Below are 14,125 nucleotides of genomic sequence, written 5' to 3' on the forward strand. Positions count from 1 at the left end.
TGTGTCAACTCAGCCTGTCTATTGGCAGGCTGAGTTGACACACTTCGATGTTCGCCGGTCAGGCGGAGTCGCGGGTGACCAGCGAGGTGGGGAGGATGATCTCGGTCGGCTCGGTGAACGGGTCCGTGATCCGCGCCAGCAACAGCCGGACCATCTCCTGGCCCATCAGCTCGACCGGCTGGCGGACGGTGGTGAGCGGCGGGTCGGCATAGGCGGCGAACGCCGCGTCGTCGAAGCCGACCACGGCGACGTCGTCGGGGACACGTCGGCCGGCCTCCCGCAGCGTGCGCAGCGCGCCCATGGCCATCAGGTCGGAGGCCGCGAACAGGGCGTCGATGTCCGGGTGGTCGGCAAGCAGCCGGGCAGCCGCCCGCTGCCCGCTTTCCTCGGTGAAGTCACCGACCGCGACCCGCCCCGCGGATACCTCGTCGCCGGCCTGGCGGACCGCCTCTGTGAAGCCGCGCAGCCGGTCGATGCCCACGCTCATGTCCGGCGGGCCGGCGATCGTCGCGAGTCTGCGCCGGCCGGCGCCGAGCAGGTAGCGCGCCGCGTCGCGGGCGCCGCCGACGTTGTCCGCGTCGACGTAGTCGACCGGGTTGCCGGCGAGCAGGCGGCCCGCCATCACCAGCGGTACCCCGGCGGCGGTGATGGCGTTCGGCATGATGTCGTCACCGTGCAGGGAGATCAGCAGCACGCCGTCGACGTGGCCGTTGCCGACGTAGCGCAGCGCTCGGTCGCGCTGCGCCTCGCCCTGTGCCTGCAGTAAGACGAGCTGGAACTCGGTGGGGCTGAGCGCCTGGTTCACGCCGCGCAGCACACTGGCGAAGAACGGGTCGGCGAAGACCGTGTCCGGGCGCTCGTGCACGATCAGCACGAGCGTGTCCGTCCGGCGTGTTACCAGGCTGCGGGCGGCTCGATTTGGCACGTAGCCCAGTTGGGCGATCGCCTCGTTGACGGCCGCCTGCGCCTCCGCCGACACCCGCGAGGACCCGTTCACCACCCGAGAGACGGTCGCCCGGGAGACCCCGGCCAGCTCGGCGACCTCCTCGAGGGTGGGTGCGCGACGCTGCGCCGCCGCCATGGTCCCTCCCGGGATCTCGCCCGGATCGGCCAGGCCCGGGGTACCTCCCAGCTGGAGGGTCCGCTGGGAGGTACCGGGCTGAGCGTCGGCAGCAGTCACAGGGTTCCGTTCGCGGCGCGGTGCTCTCGGATGAGGCGGGAGTACCAGAGCGCGCTGGTCTTCGGGGTGCGGACGAGGGTGTCGAAGTCGACGTGGATAACGCCGAACCTCATCTTGTACCCCTCAGCCCATTCGTAGTTGTCCAACAGCGACCACACGAAGTATCCCCGCATGTCAACCCCGTCCTGGATAACCTCGCGCACCGCGTCGAGGTGCAGCGCGACGTACCGGAGCCGGCCCGGGTCGGGCACGCTCCCGTCAGGAGCGGGTTCGTCCAGGTAGGCTGCGCCGTTCTCGTGCATGTACCAGGGGGTGCCCGGGTAGTCGGCGGCGAGCCGGCGCAGCAGCGCGGCGAAGCTGCGCGGCCGGATCGGCCAGTCCAGCGCGGTCACGTCCTCGGTGGACTTGACCCGCGTGAGGTTGTCGGCCGCGACGAAGGGCATCGGCGTCGGGTCCGGGTCGGGGCCGGAGACGACGATGTGCGGGGAGTAGTAGTTGACCCCAACCCAGTCGATGGGCGCCGCGATCCGTGCCAGGTCACCGTCCGCGATCGGCAGCTCGGCGCCGGCCTTGGCGAAGTCGGCGACGACGTCCGGCGGGTACGAGCCGCGCAGCAGCGGGTCGAGCCAGAGCCGGATCGACTGGCCGTCGACGAGGCGGACCGCGTCGCGCGCCGCCGGCGAGTCCTCGGGAGACTCTGCCGGGATGAGGTTGAGCGTGATCCCGATGTCGGACACGCCGCGGGCTCGCAACGCCTCGACGCCGAGCGCGTGCGCGAGGAGCAGGTGGTGCACGGAGCGGACGGCCGCATGGGCGCTCTGCACACCGGGCGCGTGCCGGCCGGTGAGGTGGCCCTCGAACGCCGAGCACCACGGCTCGTTGAGCGTCGACCAGTGCTTCACCCGGTCGCCAAGGGCGGTCGCGACATGGTCGGCGTACTCGGCGAACCGGTAGGCCGTCTCCCTGTTGGCCCAGCCGCCCAGGTCCTGCAGCGGCTGCGGCAGGTCCCAGTGGTAGAGGGTCAGCCAGGGGTCGATCCCGGAGCCGAGCAGCTCGTCGACGAGCCGGTCGTAGAAGGCGAGCCCCGCCGGGTTCACCGGGCCGGATCCGGTCGGAACGACGCGCGGCCAGGCCACCGAGAACCGGTAGGCGCCGAGGCCGAGCTCGGCCATCAGCGCCACGTCCTCGCGGTACCGGTGGTAATGGCCGACGGCGAGGTCACCGCTCTCCCCGTCGCGCGTCTTGCCGCGGGTGCGCGCGAACGTGTCCCAGATGCATGGGCCGCGGCCGTCCTCGCCCGTCGCGCCCTCGATCTGGTACGACGAGGTGGCCGCGCCCCAGACGAAGTCCCCGGGCAGGCCGCCGGCGATCCGCGCCGTCAGCTCGTCGGTCTCGGGCAGACCGGTCGCGCCGGTGGCCGAAGCGGTGCTGATAGTCATCCCTTGACCGCGCCTTCCATGATTCCACTGATGATCTGACGGCCGAACACTGCGAAGATCAAAAGAACGGGCAGGGTGCCGAGCGCCGTGCCGGCCAGGACGAGGGTGTTGTCGCGGTAGTAGCCGGCGGACAGCGTGCTGAGCGCGACCTGCACGGTGGGGTTCTGCGGCGACAGGACGATGAGCGGCCACATGAAGTCGTTCCACGCCTGCATGAAGGTCAGCAGGCCGAGCACCGCCATCGCGGGGCGCAGCCCGGGCAGGACCACGTGCCAGTAGAGGCCGAACGTGGAGCACCCGTCCATGCGGCCCGCCTCGAGCAGCTCGTCGGGGATGGCCTGCTCGGTGTACTGCCGCATGAACACCACGCCGAACGCGGTCACCGCCGTCGGCGCGATCACCGCGATGAGGTGGTTCGCCCAGCCGAACTTCTGCATCTCGATGTAGAGCGGGATGATTCCGAGCTGGACGGGCACCATCATCGTGGCGATCACGATGGCGAGCAGCGCGCCCCGGCCGCGGAACCGCAGCTTGGCGAACGCGAACCCGGCTAGCGAGCAGAAGAACAGCGTGCACAGGGTGATCGAGCCGGCGACGACCAGCGAGTTGATCAGCGCCTTCTCGAACTCCACGGTGTCGAAGACCCGGCGGGCGTTCTCGAAGAAATGGCCGCCGGGGAGGAGCGGCGGCGGCGTCTGCCCGACGACGTCGTTCGTCCGCGAGGGGATCATGAAGGTCCAGTAGACCGGGAACGCCGAGAGCAGGACGACGACGATGAGGAACGGGTAGCGCCATAGCCCTCGGCGCTCATCCTCGGAGGCGGGCCCGGGCGCGGGCCGCCTCAGCCGGCGCCAGCCGCCGGAGCGGGGCGGGGCCTGTGGGGAGGCCGTGTCAGCGTCGCCGGCCTTGTCGATCGTGACGCTCATGAGGACCCTCCCGGCGTACTGTCGTCATTCGCGCTTGCCGGGGCTGGGGCCGGGGCCGGGGAGGCGGCGGCCTCGGCGGGCCGACCGGCAGCTTGACCAGCGGGCCGGGCGGCAGCCTGACCGGTGGCCCGTCCGGCGGATCCGCCGGACGAGGGACGGCGTGGGCCACGGTGCCCGAGGCGACGGGTGCCCGGACCTCCCCGACTGGCTCCGCCGATCAAGGAGGAACCCCGGATCCGGGCGCCGCCGCGGGTGAGGAAGTACGCGAACGCCGCGAGGATCACCGTCAGGAGGAACATCAGCCAGGCGACGGCCGAGCCGTAGCCGAAGTGCCGCAGCCGGAAGCCCTCCTCGTAGAGGAACAGCGCGAGTGTCTGGAACTGGCGGTCGGTGCCGCCGCTGACGCTTCCCGGCGAGATGTCGAACAGCAGGGGCTCGGTGAACAGCTGGATCTGCCCGATGAGCGAGACGAGCGCCGTGAAGGCGATCGTCGGACGCAGCGCCGGTAACGTCACGTGCCAGAGCTGCCGCCACGTGCCGGCTCCGTCGATCGCCGCGGCCTCGAACTGCTCCTTCGGGATGGCCTGCATGGCGGCCAGGTAGATCAGCGCGTTGTAGCCCGTCCACCGCCAGACCACCATCATCGCGATGGCGATCTTCGATGACCACTCGCCGGCCTGCCAGTTGACGTTGTCGATGCCGACCAGGCCAAGTAGCCAGTTGAACAGGCCGAAGTCGCGGCTGAAGAGCTGGCCGAACACAATCGTCACCGCGACGATCGACGTGATGTTGGGCAGTAGAACGCCCATCCGGAACAACATCCGGCCGCGCAGCCGAGCATTGAGGATGTGCGCCAGGATCAGCGCGAGCGCCAGCTGCGGCACGGTGCACAGCAGCATCAGCTCGAACGTGTTCTTGACGGCGTTCCAGAAGAACTCGTCGTGCAGCAGGTCGGTGTAGTTGCGCAGCCCGATCATCTTCGCGTCGTTGGGCCGCAGCAGGTCACGGTCGGTCAGCGACACCCAGAACGTGTAGGCCATCGGGAAGAGCCCGAACACGAAGAAGATCATGAAGAACGGCGCGACGAAACCGTAGGGCGCCGTCACGCCGGTCACCCGCCGGACCGCGGACCGGACCGCCCTCGGCCGGCGCGTCGGCCTTGGTGGCGGGGCGTCCAGCCCGGACGCCGGAGGTGCTGTGATGGTCACCGAATCTCCTCCCACCCGATCGCAGGGCTGGCTGGTGGTCATGGGCTGGGTCGGTGGCGGTTTCGCCAATCCGGCAGGAACCCCGGATGGCGAGCCTCGTGCGCGCCAGCCCGGCCCGGGTCAGGGGGACTGGATACTCGCGCGGCCCGCGCCCCACGAGACCCGGGCCGCGCACGGGTCTTCGCAGGGACTTCGCCGACGTGCGGCGACCTTTCCCGCTCTCTGGACAGCGGCCCAGGAGGGCAACGGCTGCCCGGGGCCCGAGGGACGGGAGCCCATCCCGGGGCCGCGGCCCCGGACAGCCGGTCTGGGGGGTCGCGCCACGCCGCTGGCGACGGCGCGGCGCGACCTTCCGGAGGATCAACGATCAGGGCCGGCGTTGATCAGGGCCGGCGTTCGCTGGCGCCCGGTCCAGGTCCAGGTCAGGTCAGCGGGCTGACCAGGTCAGCGGGCTGCCCGCTGGGCCTCGGCCAGGGCGTCCTTCCAGGCGGTGTCCGGGTCGGCCTTGCCCTGCTCGACGAGCTGGATGCCGTGTTCCTCGATCGCCTGCCGGATCGCACCGTGCTTCGGGCCCTGGTACTGGGGGACCAGCTTGAGGGCCGACTCGCCGAAGATCTTGCCGGTCGGCGCGTTGTTGAAGAACGGGTCGGTGAAGCCCTGCACCGTCGGGTCGTTGACGGCTCCGATGGTGGACGGCATGTTGCCGACCGTCTTGAAGACCTTCACCTGGTTCTCGGGCTTGGTCAGGAAGTCCATCAGCTCGTAGGCGAGCTTCTGGTTCTTGCTCTGCGCTGGGATCACCAGCCAGGAGCCGCCCCAGTTGCCGCTGCCGCCGGGAACCGTGGCGACGTTCCACAGGCCCTTGGTCTCCGGCGCGTTGGTCTTGATGTAGCCGGCCATCCAGGCCGGGCAGGTCAGGGTGGCGAACTTGCCCTGCTTCATGGCCGTCGTCCAGTCGTCCGCGAACGGGACCAGCTTGGCGGACTCGCCGTCACCGATGGCCTTCATCACGTTGTCCCAGGCCGTCTTGATGGCCGGGTTGGTGTCGACCACGAGGTCTTCCGTGCCCGGCTTGTAGTAGGCCGTGCTCTGCTGGAACATCTGCGCGTTGTAGAGGTTCTGGCCGGCGTCGAAGAAGGAGGCGCCGGTGTTGGCGTCGCGGAACTTCGTGCCGGTCGCGAAGAACTGGTCCCAGGTCGGCCACAGCGCGCTCACCGCGGCCGGGTCGGTCGGGAGGCCGGCCTTCTGGAACAGGTCGGTGCGGTAGCACATCGCCAGGCCGCCGACGTCGGTGCCGAGGCCGAGTTGCTTGGTGCCGTCAGGCGACAGGAAGGCGTTCCACTTGGCCTCCGGGTAGTCGGCCTTCCGGCTGGTCGCGCCCAGGTCGAGCAGGTTCGCGAACAGCTCGGGCTCGGCCTTGAACTGGGCGACGAAGCCTTCGTCGACACCCTCGATGTCGGCCGCGCCGGAGCCCGCCGCGAGGTGATTGACCAGGGCGTTGTGGTGGTCGTTGTACTCCGAGACCGATTCGACGATCTTGACGCCAGGGTGACTGGCCTCGAAGGCCGCGTAGAGGCCTGCCTCCTTGTAGCCGAAAACGCCGAACGTGTTGATGTGGAGCGTGGTCGTGCCGTTGCCGCCCCCACCTCCCTTGTCGTCACTCCCACCACACGCTGCCGCCGTTAACGCGGTGGCCAGGGCCACCGCCCCGGCCACAGCCGCGAAGCGGCCACGATGTGCCCTCATGAAGCCCTCCCTCTGGCTTCCACGCTCACTGCACTGATCGCGTGTGAGCGCTCTCATGGCTTCGAAACTGTGATGCGCCGTTGCGTCGCTGTCAAGGGTCAGTTGCTCTGAGGTTTCAAAGGCACGTAGTGAGAGATGATCGATACTCTCAGTGATATTCAACCGGTCCGCGAGACCAGCGAGCCCCGGGCGCCGCCGGAACCCAGGCGGATCTCAGGCGACCGGACCCCGCATTCGCGGCCGTTTCACCAGCTCGCATCCGAGATGAAGTTCCTGGTCAGCCAACCGGCCACCGCGGCGCTACCCCACCGACCACCGCGGCGCCACCCGGCCGGTTTCCCGCCCTCCGTCCACAGGACGCGCGCCGGGGCTGGACGTGACCCGGCGCACCATGCAACCCTGAATCACGCGACGCCCCGCCTTGGAAGTCCAGGGACTCCCTCCCCCGTACGTCCAGCCGAGGCGGCCAACCCGTATTGCCGACCCTCAGTCACCTCCGGTGGCCTGCCGGGTCCGGCAAGGGACGGCCGCGGGCCGCCGCACCCGCCATGGTGGAAGGGAAGAGGGAGCCCATGTCCACGATCGAGCTCTGCGACGTCACGCTGGCCTACGACGTCCGGCCGGTTCTAGACCACATCAACCTGACCGTCGAGGACGGCGAGTTCCTCGTCCTCGTCGGGCCATCCGGCAGCGGCAAGACGACCGCGCTGCGCATCGTCGCCGGACTGCTCCGACCAACCTCGGGCCAGGTACTCGTAGGCGGACGGGACGTCACGAAGGTCCCGCCGGCCGACCGCGACCTCGCGATGGTCTTCCAGAGCTACGCGCTGTATCCGCATATGACGGTGCGCAACAACATGGCGTTCGGGCTCCGGCTCGCCGGTGTCCACCGCAAGGAGCGCAACGAGCGGGTGGAGCGGGCGGCCGAGATTCTGGGCATCACCGATCTGCTCGACCGGCGGCCGAAGGCCCTGTCCGGCGGCCAGCGACAGCGGGTCGCGATGGGGCGCGCGATCGTTCGCGAGCCGCGGGCCTTCCTCATGGACGAGCCACTGTCGAACCTCGACGCGAAGCTGCGCACCCAGGTCCGCGCCCAGATCGCCCGGATCCAGCGCACGCTCGGGGTCACGACCCTTTACGTCACGCATGACCAGATCGAGGCCATGACCATGGCCGACCGCATCGCGGTCCTGCACGACGGCAGGCTCCAGCAGCTCGGCACCCCCGAAGACCTGTTCTCCCGCCCGGCCAATGTCTTCGTCGCGGCGTTCATCGGCAGCCCGCCCACCAACCTCATCCCCGGCACCCTGACGACCGAGGACGGCCAGACCGCGCTGCGGGTCGGCGGCCAGACGCTGGTCCTGCCCGCGAGCATCGCCACCGCGGTCGCCGCCTCCAGCACCCCGGACATCCTGGTCGGTGTGCGGCCGCACGATGTCGAGATCAAGCCGCCGGACGGCCCGGCGCTCGGTCTCCAGGTCGATATCGACCTCGTCGAGCGGCTCGGCACTGAGACCCTCGCGCACGGGGAGATGGTCACGGGCTCGGTCAGCGGTGCCGCCGCCCAGGCCGCGCACGCACTGATCGCGGCCGACGACGAGCTGCCCACCGACCCGGAGAAGCATCGGTTCACCGCGGCGCTCGACCCGCACACCCCGGTCACCTCCGGTGGCCGGCTGCCGTTCTACGTCGCGGCCGAGCGCCTGCACCTGTTCGACGCCGAGACCGGCACGACGCTGCGCACCGCCACCCAGTCGCTGGCTACCGCGGCCGCCGCGGCCGCCGGGGCCGCGGCCTGAGCGGACGGACAGACGGACATCCGCGGTTCCGCCTGCTGCCCTGAGCAGGCGGAACCGCCGTCCGTCTCCCTCGCTGCCTGGCTACTCCGCCTGGCTACTGATTACGAAGGCGTCGTGGTCTGGTTACGAAGGCCGTCGTGACCGCCGTGGCTCGGTCGCCTTCCGCGAAGCCATACTGACGGCGCGGGCTGGAATATCCGGCCGCCCGTAGGGACGGTTGCTGTCCGCGGCGGCGCGCAGCATTGTCTCGCGACGGCCGGCGTGCCGCACCAGCCGGGCGCCGACGGCGGCCATCGCGACGGACGCGCCGGCCAGGCCGATCTCGCGGCCGTGCCCAGGCTTGGCGATCTCGCCGGCCTCGCGCGAGGTCGCGTACCCGGTACCGGCATGCTCGCGGGGCCGACGCTCGAGTGCCGGATCCCTGAACGGCTCGTCCGGAGCGTGTCCCGCCGTCGGGGTCATGCGCTCGGTCACCTCGTGGCCCGCGCGCGATCCGCCGGCGGGCGCGCCCCGGTAGGCCGACCCAGCCGCGTGAGGCTCCCCGGTCCCAGAGGCATAGGCACCCTGACCAGCCCCGGCATAGCCGTACGCACCGCGTTCGGGCGTGGCCGCCGGATCACCGTGGGCGAATGCCTCCGCCGGATACGGCTCGTAGTCCGGTGACCCCACCGTCACAGCGCCGTCCGTGCGCTGTATCCGCTCGTGCTGGCCAGCGCGCCGGCGGTGCCATAGAAAACGACCGTGGCTCTCGTTTTTGCCCGCTTTCTTGCCCTCTTCACGGGGGTGCCGAGTCCCTCGGGTTTCCCACTGACCGCGATTGTCCGCGTCGGCAAGCCGGGCACCTGCCGCGCCTGCCTCGCCATTACCCGTGTGGCCCTCGCCGAGGTGGCCGCTACCGCGCAAGGTCAGCCGTTGCCTCATCCCGGCGGTACCGGAGCCTGCTTTCGCCCGGATAGACGCAGCCGCGTCCCGCGCGCCGTGGATCTTGCGACCAGCGACCCGGCCCGGACTGTACCGGTCGGTCAGCTCGTCGATCTCGGCGCTGATCCGGTCCCGAGTCTCTTCGATCTCGGACCTTATTTCCTCAGGCCGCTCGCCCACCGTACGTCCTCCTTCAGCGTCTCAACGGTCTGGGTCGGCGCTGGATGCACCTTCTTGACCGTTCGCTTGGCGACGAGACCGAGCACCGCCGCCGAGAGCAGCAGAATGGCGGCGACAATCAGTGCCGCCCAGCCGAGCGCCATCACCTCTGACAGGCCGAACATCGCGGCCAGCAGCAGGAACAGCACCGCGAAGACCGCCGCTCCGGCAGCGCCGCCGAACATTCCGGCGCCCTTGCCCGCTCGGCTCGCCGACTGGCGGACCTCCACCTTGGCGAGTTCCACTTCCTTACGGATGAGCGTCGACATGTCGGCCGCGACCCCGGAGACAAGCTGTCCCGCCGACGGACGGGCCCCATCCACTCGCGCGTATGCGGAGCGCTCGGCCATCGGTACGGCCGCCGACGAGCGCGGCGTCGTCTGTGGGGAAGCCGCCGCTGCGGCCGTAGTAGCGGTCGCGGTCGCGGCAGGCGTCGCGGCCCTGGCGGGCGCCGGAGTCACAACGGCCGTCGCGCCCTCCGGGCTCCTGGCTGACGCCCGGACGCTCTCCGGCATCTCACCGACCGGCCTGATGATCGGCTCACCGGCAGGCGGGCCGCCGGCGCTGGTCCCGGTCACCGCGGACGCCTGGGAGACGGACCGCGCTGACACGCGAGACGCTTCCGGATATGTGTCGGGGAACGGCTTACGGTACGAATCCCCGCCCCGGCGCTCGTCGCGCGCTCGCTGGTCGTCACGGACGCGGTCATCGCGGAAGGTGTCATGGCCCTTCCGCCTGGATCCGGCCGCCCGGTCCGTCGCCTCCGGATAGACCTCGGTGTCGTCGATGTACTCGCCCCTACCAGCTTTAGTACCAGTACCCGGCGCACGGCCGCGCGCCGGCTCGGCGGGGTACGGTTCGTCGGCTTGGAGGCGGCCTGGGCTGCCCCGATGGCGCTCTGGGCCTAAGCCCGCCAGATCCGAGTCCGCCGGGTAGGGCTCGTCCACCGGCCCTGTCCGCTCGGTGGGACGGCGACGCGTCGTGGCCGCGCGCCCGGACAGGTCCATCGGGCTGTTCCCTCGAGGCGAGCCGGCAGGATCGAAGTTCCCGGCCGGCTCGGGCTTGTCCGTTCTCGCCGCCGCCTTGATCCCCGTACCCAGGTCCTCGCTGTACGGGTGCTCCTCAAGATCAGGAGGCACCGTCCCAGTCGATTTCGACCGTTGCGACCTCGTCATGCTGCCTCCCTGCGTCTGAGTAGCTCGAGGAGACGGGCGCGTGGTCGATGCCCGGCAGGCGAGGAGTTAAGCCTCTCCCGCGTCTTCCGCATCGTGCCTGCGACGTGACGCGGGGACCCCTGGCGGCCCGGGCGAGCCGGCGTCGTCCGTACTAGTCGTTTCCGTCGGCACGGCCGCGGGCGGGCTCGCCGGTGGGGCCGCCGGCGACGGGACGGTGGCCGGGAGCCGGTGTGCCCGGCGCAGGTCGGCGGCCTGGCGCTCATGCCCGAGCCACCGTTCCTCGCGTCGGAGCGAGGCTTCGGCGGTGTCGTCGTCCAGCGACGTGGCCAGCCGCAGTTCCTCGCGAGCGAGCGCGTACTCCTCGTAGCGGGCGGCCATGTGCTCGGCCACGTCGCCGGCCCGGCCGCGGCGCGCCCTCGCATTGCGGTTCAGCTGGTACGCGTCGACGAACTCGTTGGTTTCGCCTCCCCAGAGAGCAGCGCGTTCCGCCCGGGCATACGACGTTCGGTCGAGGCTGCGCTTGAACAACAGCGGAGCGAGGTCGATACCGAGAATCAACAGGCTGAGCAGCACACGCCACGCCTTGACCGAGTTGTCGTCGGCCGTCAGTCGCCAGAAGCCCTTCTCCCGCATGAGCAGGTCGTTCGAGCCCCGGATCTGGGTCCACTGGGCGTCGGCGTACTGGGCGCGGCGCTGATCACGGCTCGTCCGGAACGCGTCCAGCCGCGTCTGGGCGGCGTCACGCTCCGTGCGCAGCTTCGGCACCTGCGCCGCCGCGGCCCGCAGTTCGCCGAGCTTCACCTGATAGACCGGCCCACGGCCGCCGAGGCACCCGTCGCCGCCGGTGAGCTGGCAGTTCACCTCGCCGGTCTTGGAAGTGACCAGGTTCTCGGCCGCCGTCAGCTGTGCGCGCCGGTCGGCGAGGTCCGCCGTGAGCCGTGCCTCGGCCGTGTGCTGACTCTCGTCCCAGGCGGCGAGGACACCGGACAGCTCTTCCTGGCGCAGCTCGGCCACCCGAGGCTCGATCGACGAATCGAAGAACCGCAGCAGCAGCGACTCGCCGACCAGGATCGCGCCGCAGACCGCGATAAAGACCCTTATCGCCCCGGTCGGCAACCAGCGGCGCGGACGAATGTCCTCCTTGTCCCCCTTTCCCTTCACCCGTAGCGGCCGAATTGTGAGCAGCACCGAACGGTCGATGAAGAAGATGAATGCCGCGTAGAACACCCCATACGGCAACGCCGCCAGCGTCGAGGTGCCAAAGCCGAATGCGGCGACGGAGGCGCCCGCATAGGCCGCGAGCGCCGCGGTCAGCAGCATCAGCGCGCCGGCGCTGGTGAATCGGGACCGGTCCCGCTCAGTGACCGTCCGGTGGTCGGCACCGGTGCAACCGATCAGCAGGTTCGCGGCCGTCCGCCGGACGCTCGCTAGTGGGCGCCGCGGCGCGCGGGAGGCCGTCGGCTCGGCGAGGCCCGAATCGAACGCCGGGCCGTCCGCCTCGCGGCGCCGGTCTGGCTCGTAACGTTTGGTTACGAAAGAATCCGGCGCCGGACGATTGGCCTCTTGCCGGCTTGCCTCGTAAAGACCGTCTTCCTGATTTGCCCCGTAAAGAGCATCTTCCTGGTCTGCCGCATAAAGACCGTCTTCATAGTGACCGTCTTCGTACCGGTCCGTCTCATGTCGGCCGGCCTCGCCGTCGTGGCCCGACGGTACGCGCGAGCCGGAGGCGCCATCGACGAGCTCACCGCCGCGCAGCCGCTCGCCGCCGGAGTCCATGCCGGCACCATAGCCGTCACCGTCACTCTCCGCATTCATCATTGGACGCCGCGGTAGCGGCGGTGGCCGAGGATGCCCGCCGGCTGGGCGACGCCCCGAGCGGCTCGTTAACGTCTGCGACAAGAGCGGGGTCTGCCACGGTGCGCATCCGCGTGGCCAACGGCATCGATGCTCCCTCGCCGCACGGCGCCGGGGCTGGACGGAGGACGGGACAGATGGGGCAGATCAACGTCGTGGCGGAGCGTTCTCTCGACGCCGCGCCCGGTCGCGTGCTCGAGCTGGTGTCCGACTATGTGGAGGCGCGCCCCCAGCTGTGGCCGGCGAACATCACCGACTACCAGGTGCTGGCCGGCGGCAAGGGCCCCGGCACCCGGATCGCGTACCGGCTGCACGCGACCAAGAAGCGGATCCGTGATGTCGCCGCCGAGGTGACGGCGCCGGACGAGCAGACGCTGGTCGAGGCTGACCAGAACTCCACGCTGCGGACGGTCTGGCGGGTGCTTCCCCAGGATGCCGGTAGCCGCGTCACGGTGACGACGACCTGGACGGGCGCGGGCGGCGTCGGCGGGTTCTTCGAGCGGATCTTCGCGCCGATCGGCGTCCGCAAACTGTGGACCGCCGTCCTCGACAACCTCGCCGCCCGCGTCTGACTCCCGGAACGGGCCTTGGCGCGCGAGGCGCTCCTTGGCCCGCGAGGCGCTCCTTCGCCCGGCGAGGCGCTCCTTCGCCCGGCCTACCAGACGCGAGCGAGGACGTTGGTGACGTAGCCGTTCATCCGGTCGAGCTTGGGCTTGTCGTCGGGATTGCTTGCCGACAGCTTGCCCTGGGCCCAGTCGGCCGCCCAGGTCGGCACGTTGTGCGCGGCGATCACGTAGATCCAGTTCTTGGCCCACCGGTCCGAGTCGATCCGGTCACGCATCGCGTGTGCAGTGGAGTCGAGCGCCCAGTACGGGTCCAGCGCGTTGTCTTTGGTGATGCCGGGCAGAGTGGTGTTCCACTGGCACAGGCCGAAGTCGGAGTTCGTGTAGTAGCCGATAGCGCCCGGGTCCCAGTTGCTCTCGATCGTCGTGATCCCGCGCAGCAGTCCGCGAGGAACGGTGTACTTCAGCGCGTAGCGGTCCGCGATCGGCATGAACAGGGCGTACGACGTCTCCTTGTGGACCAGTCCGAGCGGACTGCGCTCGCTGGCCGGGATGTACATGTCTCGGTTGATCGTGGGCTGCTTCTGCTGCTGGAATGCGATCAGCGCGTTGCGGGTCGTCGAGGTGAACTTCCCGTCGGTGGGGATCGGCGTCTTGGTTGCCTGGTGCCAGTTCAACGCCCGCTGAATCGCCTTCACGCCGGCCCTGACCGCCGCGATGTCATCGGCGGCGCTGCCTTCGGGGGCCTGCTCGCCGGCGCCGATGCCGTAGTAGGCCCCGAACCCGTCACCCGCCGCGTTGATCGTTCCGCCCCGGCCGTCCGATGGCCAGCCCCCCCGGCCGACACGCACTTTCTCGGGTGTCGTCACGCTCGCCCCTAGTCCCTCGTCCTCACCGCCCGGCCAGCAGCCGGGTCTCCGCGGCAAGGTTAGGGGCGGCTCGGGCCCTTCGTGCCCAAATGCGTGAATCAGCCGGCGACAGAGGCGAGAGGTCGACGACTGGTCGACACGACAAACAGGCGCGGGGCCCGGGGGGGGGGGGGGGCCCCCCCCCCCCCCCCCCCGGGGGAACAAAACCCACCACCAAAAATTACCC

The 14,125-nt window shown here is 70.2% G+C and carries 11 protein-coding genes and 1 pseudogene; 2 read left to right on the forward strand and 10 right to left on the reverse strand.

Going from position 1 to position 14,125, the window contains the following annotated elements:
* Positions 1-58: 58 nt before the first annotated feature.
* The 5 genes from QOZ89_RS09270 to QOZ89_RS09290 all read right to left on the reverse strand — a co-directional run bounded on the left by QOZ89_RS09270 (position 59) and on the right by QOZ89_RS09290 (position 6,499).
* Positions 59-1,180: a LacI family DNA-binding transcriptional regulator gene (locus QOZ89_RS09270; protein ID WP_116271791.1), complete on the reverse strand. Its 1,122-nt coding sequence runs from the start codon at positions 1,178-1,180 to the stop codon at positions 59-61.
* Complete coding sequence (locus QOZ89_RS09275) at positions 1,177-2,619, reverse strand: GH1 family beta-glucosidase (protein WP_312623550.1); 1,443 nt, start codon at positions 2,617-2,619, stop codon at positions 1,177-1,179. Before QOZ89_RS09275 ends, QOZ89_RS09270 begins: the two co-directional genes overlap by 4 nt.
* On the reverse strand, positions 2,616-3,545 hold the full coding sequence (locus tag QOZ89_RS09280) for a carbohydrate ABC transporter permease (protein WP_116271792.1): 930 nt from the start codon (positions 3,543-3,545) through the stop codon (positions 2,616-2,618). Before QOZ89_RS09280 ends, QOZ89_RS09275 begins: the two co-directional genes overlap by 4 nt.
* Positions 3,542-4,753 (reverse strand): carbohydrate ABC transporter permease, encoded by a 1,212-nt coding sequence (locus QOZ89_RS09285; protein ID WP_083419763.1) that lies wholly within the window; start codon positions 4,751-4,753, stop codon positions 3,542-3,544. Before QOZ89_RS09285 ends, QOZ89_RS09280 begins: the two co-directional genes overlap by 4 nt.
* Before the next feature lie 444 nt (positions 4,754-5,197).
* Positions 5,198-6,499 (reverse strand): extracellular solute-binding protein, encoded by a 1,302-nt coding sequence (locus QOZ89_RS09290; protein WP_007513032.1) that lies wholly within the window; start codon positions 6,497-6,499, stop codon positions 5,198-5,200.
* A 572-nt stretch (positions 6,500-7,071) separates the two neighbouring features.
* Here QOZ89_RS09290 and QOZ89_RS09295 point away from each other — a divergent pair.
* A complete protein-coding gene (locus QOZ89_RS09295; protein WP_312623551.1) occupies positions 7,072-8,298 on the forward strand; it encodes an ABC transporter ATP-binding protein in 1,227 nt (408 codons plus the stop codon).
* 123 nt (positions 8,299-8,421) lie between these two features.
* Here QOZ89_RS09295 and QOZ89_RS09300 read toward each other — a convergent pair whose 3' ends face one another.
* From QOZ89_RS09300 to QOZ89_RS09310, 4 genes and pseudogenes are all read right to left on the reverse strand, one after another.
* On the reverse strand, positions 8,422-8,973 hold the full coding sequence (locus QOZ89_RS09300) for a hypothetical protein (protein WP_071053035.1): 552 nt from the start codon (positions 8,971-8,973) through the stop codon (positions 8,422-8,424).
* A 345-nt stretch (positions 8,974-9,318) separates the two neighbouring features.
* Positions 9,319-9,399 (reverse strand): annotated as a pseudogene (locus tag QOZ89_RS47220) (DUF3618 domain-containing protein); the annotation flags it as partial.
* Entirely contained in the window at positions 9,375-10,613 is a 1,239-nt protein-coding gene (locus QOZ89_RS48225) for a phage holin family protein (protein WP_312623552.1), read from the reverse strand. The pseudogene QOZ89_RS47220 and the gene QOZ89_RS48225, both read right to left, overlap by 25 nt.
* Positions 10,614-10,679: 66 nt before the next feature.
* Positions 10,680-12,389 (reverse strand): DUF4407 domain-containing protein, encoded by a 1,710-nt coding sequence (locus QOZ89_RS09310; RefSeq protein ID WP_312623553.1) that lies wholly within the window; start codon positions 12,387-12,389, stop codon positions 10,680-10,682.
* A gap of 215 nt (positions 12,390-12,604) precedes the next feature.
* Between QOZ89_RS09310 and QOZ89_RS09315 the strand changes: the two genes are divergently transcribed.
* Positions 12,605-13,039, forward strand: coding sequence for an SRPBCC family protein (locus tag QOZ89_RS09315; RefSeq protein WP_071053036.1), 435 nt, complete (start codon positions 12,605-12,607; stop codon positions 13,037-13,039).
* Positions 13,040-13,122: 83 nt separating this feature from the next.
* On the opposite strand, the gene QOZ89_RS09320 is transcribed toward QOZ89_RS09315, so the two are convergent.
* On the reverse strand, positions 13,123-13,899 hold the full coding sequence (locus QOZ89_RS09320) for a peptidoglycan-binding protein (RefSeq protein ID WP_071053037.1): 777 nt from the start codon (positions 13,897-13,899) through the stop codon (positions 13,123-13,125).
* Positions 13,900-14,125 lie beyond the last annotated feature (226 nt).

Origin of the sequence: Pseudofrankia coriaricola, assembly GCF_032027725.1 — a bacterium.
Taxonomy (GTDB): Bacteria; Actinomycetota; Actinomycetes; order Frankiales; family Frankiaceae; genus Pseudofrankia.